Annotated in this window: 15 protein-coding genes; 8 read left to right on the top strand and 7 right to left on the bottom strand. The window is 63.8% G+C overall.

Going from position 1 to position 17,572, the window contains the following annotated elements; translation table 11 throughout:
• Positions 1-132 precede the first annotated feature (132 nt).
• Positions 133-501, top strand: coding sequence for a winged helix-turn-helix transcriptional regulator (locus tag AB7245_RS44375; protein WP_085404073.1), 369 nt, complete (start codon positions 133-135; stop codon positions 499-501).
• Between the two features lie 3 nt (positions 502-504).
• Here AB7245_RS44375 and AB7245_RS44370 read toward each other — a convergent pair whose 3' ends face one another.
• Positions 505-1,185: an MBL fold metallo-hydrolase gene (locus tag AB7245_RS44370; protein ID WP_085404072.1), complete on the bottom strand. Its 681-nt coding sequence runs from the start codon at positions 1,183-1,185 to the stop codon at positions 505-507.
• Between the two features lie 173 nt (positions 1,186-1,358).
• On the opposite strand from AB7245_RS44370, the gene AB7245_RS44365 reads away from it, so the two are divergent.
• Positions 1,359-2,963 (top strand): alpha-amylase family glycosyl hydrolase, encoded by a 1,605-nt coding sequence (locus tag AB7245_RS44365; RefSeq protein ID WP_085404071.1) that lies wholly within the window; start codon positions 1,359-1,361, stop codon positions 2,961-2,963.
• A gap of 37 nt (positions 2,964-3,000) precedes the next feature.
• Here the strand turns inward: AB7245_RS44365 and AB7245_RS44360 are convergent, their stop codons facing one another.
• On the bottom strand, positions 3,001-4,698 hold the full coding sequence (locus AB7245_RS44360) for an alpha-amylase family protein (protein WP_085404070.1): 1,698 nt from the start codon (positions 4,696-4,698) through the stop codon (positions 3,001-3,003).
• A 261-nt stretch (positions 4,699-4,959) separates the two neighbouring features.
• On the opposite strand from AB7245_RS44360, the gene AB7245_RS44355 reads away from it, so the two are divergent.
• Positions 4,960-5,451 (top strand): MmcB family DNA repair protein, encoded by a 492-nt coding sequence (locus tag AB7245_RS44355; protein ID WP_085404069.1) that lies wholly within the window; start codon positions 4,960-4,962, stop codon positions 5,449-5,451.
• Between the two features lie 126 nt (positions 5,452-5,577).
• Here the strand turns inward: AB7245_RS44355 and AB7245_RS44350 are convergent, their stop codons facing one another.
• Both AB7245_RS44350 and AB7245_RS44345 read right to left on the bottom strand, forming a co-directional pair.
• Positions 5,578-6,132, bottom strand: a complete 555-nt coding sequence (locus AB7245_RS44350) for an ActR/PrrA/RegA family redox response regulator transcription factor (RefSeq protein WP_014491094.1) — start codon at positions 6,130-6,132, stop codon at positions 5,578-5,580.
• A 102-nt stretch (positions 6,133-6,234) separates the two neighbouring features.
• A complete protein-coding gene (locus AB7245_RS44345; protein WP_085404068.1) occupies positions 6,235-7,557 on the bottom strand; it encodes an ActS/PrrB/RegB family redox-sensitive histidine kinase in 1,323 nt (440 codons plus the stop codon).
• 106 nt (positions 7,558-7,663) lie between these two features.
• Between AB7245_RS44345 and AB7245_RS44340 the strand changes: the two genes are divergently transcribed.
• The 4 genes from AB7245_RS44340 to AB7245_RS44325 all read left to right on the top strand — a co-directional run bounded on the left by AB7245_RS44340 (position 7,664) and on the right by AB7245_RS44325 (position 11,789).
• Positions 7,664-8,467 (top strand): ABC transporter ATP-binding protein, encoded by an 804-nt coding sequence (locus AB7245_RS44340; protein WP_085404067.1) that lies wholly within the window; start codon positions 7,664-7,666, stop codon positions 8,465-8,467.
• Positions 8,464-9,282, top strand: coding sequence for an ABC transporter permease (locus AB7245_RS44335; protein ID WP_063980053.1), 819 nt, complete (start codon positions 8,464-8,466; stop codon positions 9,280-9,282). The genes AB7245_RS44340 and AB7245_RS44335 overlap by 4 nt, the downstream gene beginning before the upstream one ends.
• Positions 9,283-9,403: 121 nt before the next feature.
• Positions 9,404-10,732 (top strand): polyhydroxyalkanoate depolymerase, encoded by a 1,329-nt coding sequence (locus AB7245_RS44330; protein ID WP_063980052.1) that lies wholly within the window; start codon positions 9,404-9,406, stop codon positions 10,730-10,732.
• Between the two features lie 217 nt (positions 10,733-10,949).
• On the top strand, positions 10,950-11,789 hold the full coding sequence (locus AB7245_RS44325; RefSeq protein WP_063980051.1) for a M48 family metallopeptidase: 840 nt from the start codon (positions 10,950-10,952) through the stop codon (positions 11,787-11,789).
• Positions 11,790-12,161: 372 nt separating this feature from the next.
• On the opposite strand, the gene AB7245_RS44320 is transcribed toward AB7245_RS44325, so the two are convergent.
• Together AB7245_RS44320 and AB7245_RS44315 are read right to left on the bottom strand one after the other, a co-directional pair.
• Positions 12,162-12,827: a hypothetical protein gene (locus AB7245_RS44320; RefSeq protein WP_085404065.1), complete on the bottom strand. Its 666-nt coding sequence runs from the start codon at positions 12,825-12,827 to the stop codon at positions 12,162-12,164.
• Positions 12,828-13,241: 414 nt separating this feature from the next.
• Positions 13,242-15,458: a transglycosylase domain-containing protein gene (locus AB7245_RS44315; RefSeq protein WP_085404064.1), complete on the bottom strand. Its 2,217-nt coding sequence runs from the start codon at positions 15,456-15,458 to the stop codon at positions 13,242-13,244.
• 168 nt (positions 15,459-15,626) lie between these two features.
• On the opposite strand from AB7245_RS44315, the gene AB7245_RS44310 reads away from it, so the two are divergent.
• Complete coding sequence (locus tag AB7245_RS44310; RefSeq protein ID WP_028149366.1) at positions 15,627-16,052, top strand: DUF1330 domain-containing protein; 426 nt, start codon at positions 15,627-15,629, stop codon at positions 16,050-16,052.
• 177 nt (positions 16,053-16,229) lie between these two features.
• Here AB7245_RS44310 and AB7245_RS44305 read toward each other — a convergent pair whose 3' ends face one another.
• On the bottom strand, positions 16,230-17,456 hold the full coding sequence (locus AB7245_RS44305; RefSeq protein WP_085404063.1) for an ABC transporter substrate-binding protein: 1,227 nt from the start codon (positions 17,454-17,456) through the stop codon (positions 16,230-16,232).
• Positions 17,457-17,572 lie beyond the last annotated feature (116 nt).

Raw genomic sequence — 17,572 nt, 5'->3', positions numbered from 1 at the left:
TCCCTGTTCGTCCAGTGCGTCATCATCTGCGCCTTGCAGGCGATCCTGCAAGTATGGACAAAATTGATAGTATGGACTTTTTCGACGTTGCTCCTATCCTCCTGCAAGCTGGCTGCGTATGGAGGAGGCGACATGGCAAGGGCAAACCCGGCGCGCACCTGTCCGGTTACGGCCTTTCAGAAGATGATCAGCGGCAAGTACAAGCTCCGCATCGTCTGGGACCTCAGGGACGGCCCGCGCCGCTATGGCGAGATCAGGAGCGGCCTGCTGCGCGGCGCGGCCGGCAGCGCCGAGATCACCCCGCGCGTGCTCAGCCGCGAATTGAAGGCGCTGACCCAAAGTGGCCTGATCGACCGCAAGGATTTTGGCGAGGTGCCGCCGAAGGTCGAGTATCGCCTGACGCGCAAAGGCAAGAGCTTCGTGCCGGTCGTCGCCGCGATCCGCGACTGGGGCGAACGCAACCTCAGTGACACCGCGGCGTTGGCGGAGGCCGCCGAGTAGCGCTCACATCTCGCCGGTGATGAACGGATTGGTCATCCGTTCCTGGCCGATGCTCGAGCCGGCGCCGTGGCCGCAGATGAAGCCGACGTCGTCGCCGAGCGGCAAAAGCTTGGTCTTGATCGAATTGATCAGCGTGGCGTGACTGCCGCCGGGCAGGTCGGTGCGCCCGACCGAGCCTGCGAAGAGCACGTCGCCGACATGGGCAAAGCGCAAGTCCTTGTTGAAGAACACCACGCTGCCGGGCGAGTGGCCCGGGCAGTGCAGAATGTCGAACTGCAGGCCGCCGATCGACACGCTGTCGCCCTCGTCGAGCCAGCGGTCCGGCTCGAAATTGCGCACCTCCGTCATGCCGAAGCGCGCGCCGCTCTCGACCACGTTGTCGAGCAGGAATTTATCCGCGACATGCGGCCCCTCGATCGGCACCTTCAGCGCATCGCGCAGTTCGGCCGCGCCGCCGACATGGTCGATATGGCCGTGGGTCAGCCAGATCTTCTCCACGGTGACGCCGGTCTGCTTGATCGCGTCCAGAATCTTCGGCACGTCCCCGCCGGGGTCGATCACAACGGCCTTCTTGCCGGGCTCGTCCCAGATGATGGTGCAGTTCTGCTCGAACAGCGTCACGGGGACGATGATCGCGCCGGCCTTGGCTTGTTGGGATTCTTGGTTGTCGTTTTGCTCGGTCATGGGCCTCACAATGCCGATTTTTGCCATGCCGCCAAGCAAAAGATTCGTGCCTCGCCCGGGAACAGCCGCACCCGCCGTCACACGGCCGTCCCAATTCGCCTGCTGGTTTGAACCGCGGCGTTCGTTCCGCGTTCACTCGCGCGAGACGCAGATTTTTGGGTGGGTTTTCCGGCATGGCTCAGGGCGGCGACAATTGGTGGCGCGACGGCATCTTCTATCAGATCTACCCGCGCTCCTTTCAGGACACAGACGGTGACGGCGTCGGCGATCTCGCCGGCATTCTGCGCCGGCTGCCTTACGTGAAATCGCTCGGCGTCGACGCGATCTGGCTGTCGCCAATCTTTCCGTCGCCGATGGCCGATTTCGGCTACGACATCTCCGACTATACCGGCATCGATCCGCTGTTCGGCACGATGGAAGATTTCGATGCGCTGCTCGCGGCGGCGCATGACAACGGGCTGAAGCTGATCCTCGACCTCGTGCCGAACCACACATCAAGCCAGCATCCCTGGTTCGTCGAGAGCCGGTCCTCGCGCGACAATTCCAAACGCGACTGGTACGTCTGGCGCGATCCGGCCGCCGATGGCGGTGTCCCGAACAACTGGCTGTCCGAATTCGGCGGCAGCGCGTGGGCTTTCGACGAGACGACAGGTCAATATTACTACCACGCCTTCCTTGCCGAGCAGCCGGATCTCAACTGGCGCAATCCGGATGTCCGCGCGGCGATCTACGACGCGATGCGGTTCTGGCTGGAGAAGGGCGTCGACGGCTTCCGCGTCGATGTGATCTGGCACCTGATCAAGGATGCCGAATTCCGCGACAACCCGCCGAACCCGCATTACGTCGAGGGCCGGCCGCCGAACGAGAGGATCCTGACGCAATACTCCACCGACCAGCCGGAGGTGCATGACGTCATCGCCGAGATGCGGCGCGTCACGGACGCGTATCGCGACCGCGTGCTGATCGGCGAAATCTATCTGCCGCTGCACCGGCTGATGGCCTATTACGGCAACGACCTCACCGGCGCGCAAATGCCGTTCAATTTCGCGCTGCTCTCGACCTTCTGGAGCGCGCGATCGATCGAGACAATCGTCGACGATTACGAGAAGGCGCTGCCGAAGGGCGCCTGGCCAAATTGGGTGCTCGGCAATCACGATCGTCCGCGCGTCGCAAGCCGCGTCGGGCCGGAGCAGGCGCGCGTTGCCGCGATGCTGCTGCTGACGCTGCGCGGTACGCCGACGCTCTATTACGGCGACGAGATCGGCATGCATCAGCTGGCGATCTCCCCCGAGGACGTGCGCGATCCCTTCGAGAAGAATGTGCCCGGCATCGGAGTGGGGCGCGACGGCTGCCGTACGCCGATGCAGTGGGATGCGTCGCCGGCCAGCGGCTTCTCCGGCGTAAGGCCCTGGCTGCCGCTGCCGGAGGACCATATCCGCGAGAACGTCGCCGATCTCGAAGCCGATTCGCGTTCGATCCTCAGTCTGTACAAGCGGCTGATTGCCTTGCGGAAGGCATCTCCGGCGCTGGTCGAGGGCGACTACCATCCGATCGCCGCGCAAGGCGATCTGCTGGTCTATCGCCGCGAGGCCGAGGGCACGGCGGTGATCGTCGTGCTCAATCTCGGGCCCGACCCGATCGCCGTGACCTCCAGCGCGATCCGTTTCAACAGCGAGATCTTGCTGTCGACGTTTCTGGATCGCGAGGGCGAGAGGCTGGAAGGCGTGCTGGATCTGCGCGGCAATGAGGGCGTGGTGGTGATGCTGCCATACATCTAGCCGCTCGCGGGGACGACGGCCGTGTGCGGAGATGCACCTACCCCGGATGCTTGTTACCCGCGGCATTCCCGTCGATGTCGCTCCGCTTCAGCAAATAATCCAGCCCTCCGATGCGGTACCAGCGATAGCCATAGGGCGCCAGCACGACGCGATGCTGGCCGCGCTTGTCGGCGTGGCTGTGATCTTCCGCGAGCAGGTTGATCAGGTGCGCGCCGGCCTCGCCGGACAGCCCCGCCGAGAATGCGATTTCGCGCGGCTTCTCATCCAGATTGTGAACGAACAGCACGGAATTGTTGCGCCAGTCGTAACGCATGATGAACACGGAGGGATCGCGCGTCGGAATGATCACGAAGTCGCCCCAGCCGATCTCGGGCACCTCCTTGCGCATGCGGACGATGCGCTCGGTCCAGTTCAGCATGGAATTGGGATCGCGCCGCTGTTTTGCGACATTGACGTGCTCGTAGCCGTAGGGGCCCGTGTCGATGACCGGGCATGCCGGCTTATCGTTCTTGGTGAAGCCGCCATGCGGCTCGGTCGACCATTGCATCGGCGTGCGCGCGCAATTGCGCTCGGGGAGCGAGAGATCGTCGCCCATCGCGATCTCGTCGCCGTAGCGGATGACGGGCGTTCCCGGCAACGTGCACATCAGGCTGTAGGCGAGCTCGAGCCGCCTTCGGTCGCCGCCGACCATCGGCGCGAAGCGGCGGCGAATGCCGCGGTCGTAGAGCTGCATGTCCTTGTCGGGGCCGAAGCGCTTGAACACGATGTCACGCTGCGCCTTGGTCAGGCGTCCCAAATCGAGCTCGTCGTGATTGCGCAGGAACAGGCCCCATTGCGCGCTGGCCGGCCGCGGCCTGGTCGCCTTCAGCGCCTTCGCCAGCGGACGCGAATCGCCGGATGCCAGCGCATAGAACAGATGCTGGTTGACGTGGAAGTTGAACATCATGTGCATGCGGTCGCCGTCGCGGCCGAAATATTCCATGTCCGTCTCAGGCAGCACGTTGGCTTCGGCGAGGATGATGGCGTCGCCCTGCCGCCATTGCAGGAATTCGCGGAACGCGCGCAGCATGTCGTACTGCTCGACCGGCTTCTTCACCTTCGCGCCCTTGGTGGCGATCACGAACGGCACGGCGTCCATGCGGAAGCCGGAGACGCCGAGCTGGATCCAGAAGCCCATGATCTTCAGGATTTCGGCCTGCACATGCGGATTTGAGGTGTTGAGATCGGGCTGGAAATCGTAGAAGCGGTGGAAGAACCAGGCGCCGGCTTCCTTGTCGCGCGTCCACGTCGACTTCTGCACGCCGGGAAACACCATGCCCTTGTTGGCGCCGGCCGGCTTCTTGTCCGACCACACATACCAGTCGCGATAGAGCGAATTCCTGTCGCGCCGCGCCTCCTTGAACCAGTGATGCTGGTCGGAGGTGTGGTTGACGACGAGGTCGATGATGATGCGGATGCCGCGCTGCTTGCAGCCGTGGGTGAACTCGACGAAATCGCCGAGCGTGCCGTAGCGGGAATCGACGCTGTAATAGTCGGCGATGTCGTAGCCGTCGTCGCGGCCCGGCGAGGTCTGGAACGGCATCAACCAGATCGTGGTGATGCCGAGGCCGTGCAAATAGTCGAGCCGCCGCAGCAGGCCCTTGAAGTCGCCGACGCCGTCGCCGTTGGCATCCATATAGGTGCCGACGGAGAGGCAGTAGATCACGCCGTTCTTGTACCAGAGATCGTCGATCATGCGCGAGCAGCCTCGATGCTCCGCCGAGGTGTGGCGGCTGCGTGATAAGTGCGTGGGGGAGGCGAGGTTCCCGCACTCCGCTGTCGTCCCGGGGCGCGACGTAGTCGCGAGCCCGGGACCCATAACCACAGGGAGTAGTTTGGCCAAAGCTCGGAGTTACCTGCTCACCCGACAACTTCTCCCTGTGGCTATGGATTCCGGGCTCGCGACTGCGTCGCGCCCCGGAATGACGGGCCCACCGGAATCGGCTAAGCTCCCCCCATGGACAGCCCCGCCCGCAACATCGCTCTCGTTCCGCCGCCCGATCGCCGCCAGTCCGAGACGGCGCTTGCGATCGCGCGCGGCACGGCGCGGCTGCTGCGCTCGCTCGGCTTTACCTGCATCAGCGAACTGCCGCTGCCGTCGGGCCGGCGCGCCGATCTGGTGGCGCTCAACGAGCGCGGCGAGATCTGGATCGTGGAGATCAAATCGTCGGTCGAGGATTTGCGTGCCGACCAGAAATGGCACGAATACCGCGCCCATTGCGACCGGCTATTCTTCGCCTTCACGCAGGATTTGCCGTGCGAGATCTTTCCGCAAGACACCGGCCTGATCATTGCGGACGCCTATGGCGCGCATCTGCACTGCGAGGCGCCCGAGCACAAGCTTCAGGCCGCCACGCGCAAGCAGATGACGGTGCGTTTCGCGATGGCGGCAGCGCTCCGGATCAACCGTCTGGTCGACCCGCAGGGCCACGCGGATTTTTGGGAGTAGCGGCGCGGCGAACGCGGACGCCGTAGGGTGGGCAAAGCGAAAGCGGGCCCACCATCCAAGCCGATCAGGATTGAAGTAGAAGCGGTGGGCACGGCGCTACGCGCCTTTGCCCACCCTACGAGACCGCTACCGCGGCGCGCGCTTGGCCAGAATCCGCTGCAACGTACGACGGTGCATATTCAGCCGCCGCGCCGTCTCCGAGACGTTGCGGTTACACATCTCGTAGATGCGCTGGATGTGCTCCCAGCGGACGCGGTCGGCGGACATCGGGTTCGTCGGCAACTCGGATTTCTCCGAGCTGGTCGAGAGCAGGGCGGCGACGACGTCGTCGGCATCCGCGGGCTTCGACAGATAATCGATCGCACCCATCTTCACGGCGGTCACGGCGGTGGCGATGTTGCCATAGCCGGTCAGCACGATGGCGCGGGCTTCGGGGCGCTTCTTCTTCAGCGCGGAGACGACGTCGAGACCATTGCCGTCGCCGAGCCGCAGATCCACCACGGCGAATGCGGGCGCGGCCTTGCCGATCTGCGCGAGGCCATCCGAGACGGTGTCACACGACGTCACCGCAAAGCCACGGGTCTCCATCGCGCGCGACAACCGCTCCAGGAACGGCTTGTCGTCCTCCACGATGAGAAGCGAGCGGTCGGTCTGTTCGTTCAGTTCGGCGATGGCGTTCAAGGTGTTGTCCTCTCTCTGCACATCTACATATGGCGTCGCAATCAGGCGGTGCCAAGGCCGCAAATAGTCGATCGGCCCTGCTGTGCGACGCAAGGTCGCGGCCTATCCTATTGTTTCTTCGAGCGTCTCGATAGTCTCAAAACGCTCTCTCGGCCAATTGATGTGAACCACAGCACCGTGTTCCGGAAAGGTCCGGTTGGTAAACGAGACCTTGGCCCCGGTGCGTTCCAGCAAGGTGCGCGCGATGAACACGCCAAGCCCGAGCCCACGCTGCTCGCCGCCGCCGTCATCCAGATTGCGCCGCCGCGACAAATAGGGCTCGCCGATCCGGTTAAGGATATCGGGCGGAATGCCCGGGCCGTCGTCGGAGATCACGAGCTCGATCGTGTCCTTGTTCCACCATGCATTCACCTCGACGGTGGTGCGGGCGAAATCGACCGCGTTCTCGACGATGTTGCCGACGCCGTAGAGGATCGCGGGGTTGCGCGAGCCGATCGGCTCGGCGAAGGCCGCCACCGCGATCCGCACCTTGATGTCGACGCCGAAATCGCGGTGCGGCGCCACCACCTCCTCGATCAGCTCAGACATTTTCATGCGGTCGAACGGCGCGCCTTCGGAGGAAAGCTGGGTGATCTTGCTCAAGATGTCGCGGCAGCGCTGGGTCTGCTCGCGCAGGGTTTTCAGGTCGGCGGCGAAACTTGGATCCTTCACCGTCTTTTCCAGCTCGCGCGAGATCAGGAAGATGGTCGCGAGCGGCGTACCGAGCTCGTGCGCGGCTGCGGCAGCCAGGCCGTCGAGCTGGGTCAGATGCTGCTCGCGTGTCAGCACCAGCTCGGTCGCAGCCAGCGCGTCGGCGAGCTTGCGCGCCTCCTCCGTCACCTGGAACGAGTAGAGGCTGGTGACGCCGATCGCGAGCACGATCGAGAGCCAGATGCCGATGAGATAAATCGGCGGCAGCACCAGGGGATCGTCGGAATCCCAGGGCAGCGGCAGATGGAAGAAGAACAGGACCGAGGCACAGGCCACCGCGAGCAGGCCGAGGCCGAAGGTGAGGCGGGCCGGCAGCGCCGTGGCCGAGATCAGCACGGGCGCGAGGAACAGGAACGAGAACGGGTTCTGCAGTCCGCCGGTGAAGAACAAGAGCCCCGCCAGCTCCACGATGTTCAGCGCCAGCAGTCCGGCCGCCTGCATCGGCTCCAGCCGTTGCAGCGGATTGGACACGGTCTGGAGTGCCAGGTTGAGCGCCGCCGACAGCGCGATGATGCTGACGCAGGGGACGATCTCGACGTTGAACTCAAGCCCCTGCGCCACGATGAAGATCGCCGCGAGCTGGCCGAGCACCGCCAGCCAGCGCAGCCGCAGGATCGTGTCCAAGCGGATATGCCGCTGTGCGTGGCGGAAGTCGGTATCGGCAGTCTCAGTCATCTCGGCCAATGTGGCGGTGCCTTCTCGGTCACAAACGCGGGGCTCGCGGAACCACCCGGATTACAAGCCTTGCGCTATCCGCTGCAATAGCAGAAGAACGGCTAGCATGACCGGGAACGACAAAGCTTCAAGTCCGCCGACTGTCGCGGAGCGCGGCTCCTCTGCGGCCATTGCGGTCGATCACCTCGTCAAGGTCTACAAGCAGACCCGCGCCGTCGACGATATCTCCTTTTCGCTGCCGCGTGGCAGCATCACCGGGCTTCTGGGCGGCAACGGCGCCGGCAAGACCACGACCATCGCGATGATCATGGGCCTGGTGCTGCCGACCTCCGGCCGCGTGCAGGTGCTCGGGCATCGGATGCCGGAGCAGAGCGCGGCGGTGCTGGGGCGGATGAATTTCGAGAGCCCCTATGTCGACATGCCGATGCGCCTCACGGTGCGGCAGAACCTCACCGTGTTCGGCAAGCTCTATGCGGTGAAGAACGTCTCCGATCGCATCGCCAGGCTGGCCGACGAGCTTGATCTCACCGAATTCATCGACCGCGCCAACGGCAAGCTCTCCGCCGGGCAGAAGACCCGCGTCGCGCTGGCGAAGGCGCTGATCAACCAGCCCGAGCTGCTGCTGCTGGACGAGCCTACCGCCTCGCTCGACCCGGATACGGCCGACTGGGTGCGGGCGCATATGGAGCGCTATCGCAAGGAGAACAACGCGACCATCCTTCTGGCTTCGCACAACATGCTCGAGGTCGAGCGTCTGTGCGACCGCGTCATCATCATGAAGCGCGGCCGCATCGAGGACGACGACACGCCGGAGGCCATCATGGCGCGCTACAACCGCACCACGCTGGAGGAGGTGTTCCTGGACGTCGCGCGCGGGCGGGTGAACGGTGCGAAGGAGGCGGCGCGATGACCGAGCTCTCCCTTCACCGCGGCATTTCCATCCATCGCATCGGCGCAATGATCCTGCGCTACTGGTACCTGTTGATGTCGTCCTGGCCGCGGCTGCTCGAGCTGCTTTATTGGCCCGCGCTCCAGGTCATCACCTGGGGCTTTCTCCAGCTCTACATCGCCGAGAACGCCAATTTCTTCGCGCGCGCCGGCGGCACGCTGATCGGCGCCGTCATCCTCTGGGACATCCTGTTCCGCGGCCAGCTCGGCTTCTCGATCTCGTTCCTGGAGGAGATGTGGGCGCGCAACATCGGCAACCTCATGATGAGCCCCTTGAAGCCGATCGAGTTTCTGCTGTCGCTGATGATCATGAGCATGATCCGGCTCGCGATCGGCGTCATCCCGATGACGCTGCTCGCGCTGTTCCTGTTTCACTTCAACGTCTACGCCCTCGGTCTGCCGCTGATTGCATTCTTCTGCAATCTGATCTTCACGAGCTGGGCGGTCGGCATCTTCGTCTCGGGGCTGGTCTTACGAAACGGCCTTGGCGCCGAGAGCATCGTCTGGACCCTGATGTTCGCGATCATGCCGCTCGCCTGCGTCTACTATCCCGTCAGCGTGCTGCCGGCATGGCTGCAATACGTGGCCTGGTCGCTGCCGCCGACCTATGTGTTCGAGGGAATGCGGGCGCTCCTGATCGAACAGACCCTCCGGATCGATCTGATGTTGCGTGCGTTGGCCATCAATGCGGTGCTGCTGGTTGCATCTTTTGGGGCATTCCTTGCCCTTTTGCGGAGCGCCAAGAAGCACGGCTCGCTGCTCTCGAGCGGTGAATAATCTCACTTTCCCGTGGATTCAGGCTGATTTAGCCGTTCCGGCTCCGTAGATGTACGGAACCATGCATTGACGCAATATTACGCATTCGGCAGTATGTTGCGATGCGAAGAGGATTTTAACGATGCCTATTGGTGAGTTCGGCGGCGCGCCGCCCCTGGCGGCCGAAGGCAGTCCGGTCCTGACGACGCCGATGTACTGGATGTACGAGATGGGGCAGGCCTCTCTCAATCCGGCGCGTGCGGTCACCGATGCGACCAAGCTCCTGTTTCAGAATCCCCTCAATCCGTGGGCGCGCACCGAGGTCGGCAAGTCCGTCGCCGCGGCCTGTGAATTGTTCGAACGCACCACGCGCCGTTACGGCAAGCCGGAATGGGGCCTCAACGACACCGAGGTCAACGGCATCCGCGTTCCCGTCGAGGTCCGCTCGGTCTGGGAAAAGCCGTTCTGCAAGCTGCTCTACTTCGATCGCAAGTTCGCCCGTCCCTTGCGCAGCCCGCAGCCGCGCGTGCTGATCGTGGCGCCGATGTCCGGCCACTACGCGACGCTGCTGCGCGGCACGGTCGAGGCGTTCCTGCCGGCGCATGAGGTCTACATCACCGATTGGGCCGACGCCCGCATGGTGCCCCTGAGCGATGGCCGCTTCGATCTCGACGACTACATCGACTACGTCATCGAGATGCTGCACGTCCTTGGCGGCAACACCCATGTCATGGCGGTGTGCCAGCCCTCCGTTCCCGTCGTTGCCGCCGTCTCGATCATGGAAGCGCGGCGCGACCCCTTCGTGCCGACGTCGATGACGCTGATGGGCGGCCCGATCGACACCCGCCGCAATCCGACCGGGGTGAACAAGCTCGCCCAGGAGCGCGGCATCGACTGGTTCCGCAACACCGTCATCACCAAGGTGCCGTTCCCGCATCCGGGCATGATGCGCGATGTCTATCCGGGCTTCCTGCAGCTCAACGGGTTCATCAGCATGAACCTCGACCGGCATATGGACGCCCACAAGCGCCTGTTCGCCAATCTGGTGAAGGGCGACGGCGACCTCGTCGACAAGCATCGCGACTTCTACGACGAATATCTCGCGGTGATGGATCTCTCCGCCGAGTATTATCTGCAGACGGTCGACACCGTGTTCGTGAAGCACTCGCTGCCGAAGGGCGAGATGACCCATCGCGGAACACGCGTCGACCCCTCGAAGGTCACGCGCGTGGCGCTGATGACGGTCGAAGGCGAGAACGACGACATCTCCGGGCTCGGTCAGACCGAAGCAACACACACATTGTGCAGCTCGATCCCCGATCACCGCCGCGTTCATTACGTCCAGAAGGGCGTCGGGCATTACGGCGTGTTCAACGGCTCGCGCTTCAAGTCGGAAATCGTGCCGCGCATCCATGACTTCATGGTCTCGGCTGCGAATCCGAGCTCGTTGCAGGCCCTCGCGGCCGAATAAGCGCGTTTTTCGGCTTTCCCGCTGAAAATCGGCGCCCTGTCGGAGGTTCCGGCAGGGGCTGGTTCCCTCCAGATTCGCGGTATTTAGGTAGCCTTATAGGAGTGAGTCCCACCTCATCCTTTGGGGGTGCCGCATGCGTCCAGCGGGGGCGAAAAAACCGGGTTCCAACCCCAGTCTGTAGGGTCTCCCGGACGCTAGACCGCTGTATATTGGGCAAATGATTTGTTTTTGCGCCGAGCGCTTTCCCTGGCGGCGGTTATGGCAGAATCCGGGCGCCCTCCTGCCCCCCGGACTGACAGACATGGCCACTCGCGCACTCCTCTATCGACGGCCCCACGAGCCGAAGACCCTGGTCATCACCCATGGATCGCAGTTTTTTGCGATTCGATTGCGTCGGCACCGCCGCGCGCGCCGCTACACGCTCAGAATCCATCCGAGCGATCGCGAAGCCATCCTCACCATCCCGCCGCGCGGCACGCTGGCCGAAGCCAAGGACTTCGCACAACGTCACGGCGCGTGGATCGCTGCACGTCTCGGCCGTTTGCCGAAGGCTGCGCCGTTCCAACCCGGCACAGTGATACCGCTACGCGGCACGGCCCATCGTATCGTTCATCGTGCCGGCACGCGCGGCACGGTATGGACGGAAGTGCGCGACAGCGGTGAACGCATTCTCTGCGTCGCCGGCGGGGTCGAGCATGTCGACCGCCGCGTCAGCGACTTCCTCAAGCGCGAGGCGCGCCACGATCTCCAGCGCTCGGCGGAGGCCTATGCCGTCGAGCTCGGCGTCAGGGTCAAGCGCCTCTCGATCCGCGATCAGTCCAGCCGTTGGGGCTCCTGCACCTCGGCTGGCTCGCTGTCGTTCTCCTGGCGCCTGATCCTCGCGCCGCCCTACGTGCTCGACTACCTCGCCGCGCACGAGGTCGCCCATCTCGTCGAGATGAACCACTCGGCGCGGTTCTGGCGCGTCTGCGGAAAGGCCTGCCCGTCGATGGAGCGCGCCAAGAAGTGGCTCGATACGCACGGCAACGACCTGCACCGCTATGGGGTCGAGGATTGATCCTCGTCGCAGACTAGGCCTCGCTGCTAGCCAACACTCACTGGGTCGCCCGGCTTGACCGGGCGACCCAAGTATTCCAGAGGCGGTTATTGTTAAGCCGAGAAGCCGCAGCGTACTGGATTCCCCGCTTTCGCGGGGAATGACAGCGGAGGACGGGGCGACATCAGTGCGTCTCGTGCCACGCTTTCCGATTTCCCCGAGCGACCGACCCATCGGACTATCCAGGCGAGCAGCTCTCGTCGCGCGACATCGCGGGCGTTGAACGCCGACGATGGCTGCTCGTTGTTCGGCGTTAGCCGGGATGATCTTGCTTGATGTGCTTTGACAAAATTCGTCGCCCGGATGCCGCGCGTCCTCAAACCATCTCTCAGGTCAGGCGCTGATATCTGCGCTTGTCCCCGGCTGCGCGCGCGAGGCGAGATAGGACGATTGCAGTTGCACGGCGGCCTTCTGGCCCTCGGCCAGCATCGCCTGGAAGGCCGCGTCGAGTTGATCGCGACTATAGGTCGCAGAATTGCTCTGACGCGGTGTCCATTGCGATTGCGTGATCGCGGTGGACGCTTTTTCGACGGTGCCGCCAAGCAGCTTGGCGTAATTGTCGGCTCGCCATTGCGCCAGATCAGGTCCACTCAGACCGGGAGGATCCTCGAGCTTGCCGATCTTTGCGGCCGCCGCGTTGGTCATCGTCGAGGACCCGCCATTGTACAGTGTGGCCACCACCTTGCCGTCAACCTTCACCTGGGCATAGGTGTTCTCAGGTGCATCGTCCGAGACGGCCGGTTGAGTCGCGTTCGCGCCGTGGGTCATCAGCCAATTCGTTGCCATCAGGTCGCGCAGGACCGGGTTGTCCGCCACCGAGATCGGCTTGGCGCCTTGCAGCGGCTTGAGTTGCGACACGCTGATTCCTGGGCTGCTGGTCGCAGCGTCAGTTGCAGTCGACGCCTCCGGCTGGAGATCTGATGTCGTTGTCGCATTGGAACCGGACGTTGATGCAGGACGCAGATAGGGCAACGCCGCGCTGGATAGACCTGCAATCATGGAACGCTCCTTCCCACTAAACCCGAGTCTTTGGGACTCAACTCAGCCCGAGCAAACGCTGCTGGCAGTATCCATCACTGTCATCGCCCGCGAAGGCGGGCGATCCAGTACGCCGCGGCAGCTGCTTTGAATCTCGACGTCTCGGCGTACTGGATTCCCCGCTGGAGCCTGTCAAGGGGCTCGCCGAAGGCGAGACCCATTGGCGGGGAATGACAGTTGAGAGCGGGGCGACGTCAGCGCGCTTTGCGCGATCCCCGCCATACTTCGCGACGATTGCGCGGCACGCTCGATTTGTCCCGCCGGATCAAACGTTTCCTACAATCCACCGCGCGGCGCGCCTGAAGTCACCGGCTACTGTGCATGGGGTTGTTTTCGCGTTTTTTGTTTTGAGGCCCTGGGGACCTCAGCTCGAAGCTACCGATTTCCGCCGAACAGCCGGTCCATCAGCCAGCCGTCGAGCCCTGCGGCGGCTTCCGGCCGCACATTGGCGCGCGTCGGAGGCGGGCGATAGCCGCCACTGCTCGCCGGTGCCGGTCCGGGTGCTGTCGTCGCCGTCGGCGGCGATACCTGCGATGCCGCCTGCGCGAGGTTCGACAGACCCCAGCTCGCTTGCGAGTTCGGCAAGGCGGCCACCGGCACGCCCTCGTGCGCCGTGCGCATGAAGCGGGTCCAGACTTCGACGGGCAGGCCGCCGCCGGTCGCCTTCTTGGTCGGCGAGTTGTCGTCATTGCCGAGCCAGACGCCGGTGACGAGGTTGGCGGTGTAGCCGATGAACCAGGCGTCGCGGTAATCCTGGCTGGTGCCGGTCTTGCCTGCTGCCGGCCAACCGGGGATATCCGCCTTCTTGGCGGTGCCTGATATCAGCGTCTCCCGCATCATCGTGTTCATCATGCCGACATAGCGCGGATCGATAACTTGGTTGCGCTCTTCCGCTTGCCGCATGTAGAGCAGCTTGCCACTGAGCGTCCTGATCCGCGTGACGACGTGCGGCGCCACCGCGAAGCCGCCATTGGCGAAGGGGGCATAGGCGCCGACCAGCTCGACGACCGAGACTTCGGAGGTGCCGAGCGCGATCGAGGCATTGGGCTCGAGCTTCGAGGAGATGCCGAGCCGGTGCGCGGTGCGCACCACGTTCTTCGGTCCGACCTCGAGACCGAGGCGGATGGCGACGGTGTTGAGCGACATTGCCAGCGCCTGCGTCAGCGTCACCGCGCCGAAATATTCATGGGTGTAGTTCTCGGGCTTCCAGCCCTTGACCTCGATCGGCGCGTCCTGACGCAAGGTATCAGGCGTCAGCCCCTGCTCGAGCGCGGTCAGGTATACGAACGGCTTGAACGAGGAGCCCGGCTGGCGTTTCGCGGTGACCGCGCGGTTGTACTGGCTGTCGGAATAGTTCCGCCCGCCGACCATGGCGCGTACCGCTCCGTCGGGCGTCATCGCCACCAGCGCGCCTTGGCTGACATTGAACTTGACGCTCTTGGCCGCGAGCTCGTCGATGATGGCGGCTTCCGCCACGCTCTGCAGCTTCGGATCGATCGTGGTCTCGACCTTGATGCTCTCGTCGATCTGGCCGACCAGATCGTCCAGCACCTCGCCGATCCAGTCGGCGACGTAGTTGAGCGTGCCGGCTCCGGCCGGCTTCACGTTGTAGGAGGGGTGGCCGATCGAGGCCTGCGCCTGTGCTTCGGTGATGAGTTTTGCATCCGCCATCGCCGCGAGCACGATCTGCGCGCGCGCTTCAGCGCCTTCCGGATTGCGGTTCGGCGCCAGCCGCGACGGCGATTTGACGAGGCCCGCCAGCATCGCGGCTTCGGCGACGGTGACGTCCTTCGCCGACTTGCCGAAATATTTCTGCGCCGCGGCCTCGACGCCATAGGCGCCCGAGCCGAAATAGACGCGGTTGAGATAGAGCTCCAGGATCTCGTTCTTGGAATGCTTGCGCTCCAGCCAGATCGCGAGCTCCGCCTCCTGCAGCTTGCGCGCCATGGTCCGCTCCTGGGTCAGGAACAGGTTTTTCGCGAGCTGCTGCGTCAAGGTCGAGCCGCCCTGCGAGACGCCGCGATGGAGTACGTTGGTGACGAGGGCCCGCAGGATGCCAATCGGGTCGATGCCGAAATGCGAGTAGAAGCGGCGATCCTCGATGGCGATGAAGGCCTTCGGCAGATAGGGCGGCAGGTCCTTCAGCGAGACGTTGGCGCCCGCCATCTCGCCGCGCTGCGCCAGCATGCTGCCGTCGATGCCGACGATCTGGATCGTCGGTGGCCGCTTGGGAATCTCCAGCGACTGGATCGGCGGCAGATGGGCGCCGACATAGATCACGACGCCGATCACGGCGATCACGCCCCACAGGCCGAGCACCGCACCCCAATAGACGAGGCGGCCGAGGCTGAAGCCTCCGCCCGATTTCGACCGGCGCTTGGCGCCGCTGCGGCCGGCTTGTGCCTTCCGCTCGCGCGGCGGCTCGTCGCCGGCATCCTCGCTCTTGCGCTTGGCGGATGATTTCGTTGATTTCTTCGGCTTGTCCTCGCCGCCGGGGACGCGGTCGGCCGCGGTCAGGCGCAGATCGGCGAGCGCAGCAGGCAAGCCGAACAACGGCTCCTTCCGCCCACCCTTTTTCTTTCCCCACGCCATACGCAAAACGCCCGGTCAGCCCGCCCCGCCGCACGCTACCGGTCGCTGTTTAAGGCCCGGTTACCCAGAGCTTAACGCGCGATTAGGAGGTGCGGCATTCGCCTGCCGCAGTTCCGCTCGCCGGGCGGCAGAGCTAGGATCGCCGACATAAAACAAGAGGGAACCGGCATGGGCCATATCGATCCGAGCAAGGAGATTTTTGCGCAGTTCCGGGACAACGACCGCCCCGGCCCGATCCACATGCTCAATCTGGTGCGTTTGCGCGAAGAGGCGGCCTATCCCGACGGCCGCAAGGCGAGCGGCGCGGAAGCCTATGCGGCCTACGGCCGCGAGAGCGGCCCGGTGTTCGAGCGCCTCGGCGGCCGCATCGTCTGGCAGGGCAAATTCGAGTTGATGCTGATCGGCCCGCAAGAGGAGCGCTGGGACCATTGCTTCATCGCCGAATATCCAAGCGTTGCCGCCTTCGTCGAGATGATCCGCGATCCCGTCTATCGCGAAGCGGTGAAGCATCGCCAGGCCGCGGTGGAGGATTCACGGCTGATACGGCACGCGGTGCTGCCGGTGGGGAAGAATTTTGGGGAGATACCGGAGTAGATGTCTCTGCGCGCATCTCCCTCCGCCGTCATGGCCGGGCTTGACCCGGCCATCCACGCCCTTGCCTTGCCGCTCCAAGAACGTGGATGCCCGGGCCTTCGCCGCGCCGAAGCGGCTTCGGCCGCGCAGGCGGGACAAGCCCGGGCATGACGTCGTTGAGGCAGTTGTTTCCGAGAACTAATCGATCGGGCCCGCGTCCTCCAGGATCGGGCCGAACAGCTCCCAGCGTTCGCCGTTGAACTTCATCATCTGAAGCTGCTTGTTAACGCGGTAGTCGGTCGCCGAGGTGTTGGCCTTGATACCGGGCAGCGCGATATCGCTGGTGACGTCCTTCAGCGACGCCGCCTGCTTCATGACGTTCTCGCGCGTCAGATCGTCACCGCACTGCTTCAACACATGGACCAGGAGCTGGGCTGTGCCATAACCATAGGTGTTGAAGTTCGAGTCCTTGTCGCCGTCCGGATAGTACTTCGCCATGAAGTCAAAATACTTCTTCAGGCCGGCGTCGTCCTTCCAGGTTGGATCGAGCGGTTCTTTGCCGTAGTTGACGCTGATCAGGCCCTTGGCCGCATCAAGGCCTGCCGGCTTCAGCACCGCACCGACCGAGGTGGCGTTGATGTCGACGATCTGGATCGGATGCCAGCCCATTTCGGCGATCTTCTTGATCGCCTGTGCGGCCTGCTTCGGCGTTGTGGCGCTGAAGAACAAATCGGCGCCGGCGTCCTTGATCTTGAGGATCTGCGAATCCACGGTCGGATCGGAGACCTCGTAGGACGCTTCGGTCACGATCATCTTGGCGGCTTTGTCGCCGAGGCCGGCCTTGATGCCGTTCAGATAGTCCTTGCCGAGGTCGTCGTTCTGATAGAGCACGCCGATCTTGGCGTCCGGATGCTGCTTCAGAATGTATTGGCCGTAGATTCGGCCTTCGACGAAGTAGTTGGGATTGTAGCCCATGGTCCACGGAAAGTTCTTTGGATCGGTGAACCTCGAGGCGCCGGTCGCTGCGAACAGCTGCGGCACCTTCTTGGAATTGAGATATTTCTGGACGGCCGCGTTCACAGGCGTGCCAATGATTTGGAAAGTCAGCAGCACCTCGTCGCTCTCGACGAGCTTGCGTATCTGCTCCACGGCTTTCGGCGGCGAATAGGCGTCGTCATACTGGATCAGGTTGATCTTGCGACCATTGATGCCGCCCTGGTCGTTGATCATTTTGAAATAGGCGGCCTGGGTCTTGCCGATCGACGAATAGGCCGACGCCGGTCCCGAAAACGGCATGGTCTGTCCGACCTTGATCTCGGTGTCGCTGGCGCCCGGATCATATTTTTTCTGGGCACTGGCCGCGGTGACCGACAGCGCAATGGTTAGCGCCGTTGCCGTGGCCAGATGCAGCATTCCATTCCTCATTCGCAATTTCCTCAGTTTGTTATTGCCGATGATCTGCCCGGATGCTCTTGCGCACAGGACGTCACCGCTGAGGGCGATTGTGGATGAGGCGTTGCTGCAACGCAAGGTGGGTGGAG

It is taken from the genome of Bradyrhizobium sp. 604_D8_N2_3 (assembly GCF_051810765.1).
Classification (GTDB): domain Bacteria; phylum Pseudomonadota; class Alphaproteobacteria; order Rhizobiales; family Xanthobacteraceae; genus Bradyrhizobium; species Bradyrhizobium barranii.
Note: the sequence above shows the minus strand (reverse complement) of the source record. Positions and strands in the feature narration are given on the sequence as shown.

Coding starts and splice junctions, on each gene's coding strand:
- AB7245_RS44375 (WP_085404073.1), top strand. CDS start 133: ATGGCAAGGGCAAACCCGGCGCGCACCTGTCCGGTTACGGCCTTTCAG.
- AB7245_RS44370 (WP_085404072.1), bottom strand. CDS start 1,185: ATGACCGAGCAAAACGACAACCAAGAATCCCAACAAGCCAAGGCCGGC.
- AB7245_RS44365 (WP_085404071.1), top strand. CDS start 1,359: ATGGCTCAGGGCGGCGACAATTGGTGGCGCGACGGCATCTTCTATCAG.
- AB7245_RS44360 (WP_085404070.1), bottom strand. CDS start 4,698: ATGATCGACGATCTCTGGTACAAGAACGGCGTGATCTACTGCCTCTCC.
- AB7245_RS44355 (WP_085404069.1), top strand. CDS start 4,960: ATGGACAGCCCCGCCCGCAACATCGCTCTCGTTCCGCCGCCCGATCGC.
- AB7245_RS44345 (WP_085404068.1), bottom strand. CDS start 7,557: ATGACTGAGACTGCCGATACCGACTTCCGCCACGCACAGCGGCATATC.
- AB7245_RS44340 (WP_085404067.1), top strand. CDS start 7,664: ATGACCGGGAACGACAAAGCTTCAAGTCCGCCGACTGTCGCGGAGCGC.
- AB7245_RS44335 (WP_063980053.1), top strand. CDS start 8,464: ATGACCGAGCTCTCCCTTCACCGCGGCATTTCCATCCATCGCATCGGC.
- AB7245_RS44330 (WP_063980052.1), top strand. CDS start 9,404: ATGCCTATTGGTGAGTTCGGCGGCGCGCCGCCCCTGGCGGCCGAAGGC.
- AB7245_RS44325 (WP_063980051.1), top strand. CDS start 10,950: ATGATTTGTTTTTGCGCCGAGCGCTTTCCCTGGCGGCGGTTATGGCAG.
- AB7245_RS44320 (WP_085404065.1), bottom strand. CDS start 12,827: ATGATTGCAGGTCTATCCAGCGCGGCGTTGCCCTATCTGCGTCCTGCA.
- AB7245_RS44315 (WP_085404064.1), bottom strand. CDS start 15,458: ATGGCGTGGGGAAAGAAAAAGGGTGGGCGGAAGGAGCCGTTGTTCGGC.
- AB7245_RS44310 (WP_028149366.1), top strand. CDS start 15,627: ATGGGCCATATCGATCCGAGCAAGGAGATTTTTGCGCAGTTCCGGGAC.
- AB7245_RS44305 (WP_085404063.1), bottom strand. CDS start 17,456: ATGAGGAATGGAATGCTGCATCTGGCCACGGCAACGGCGCTAACCATT.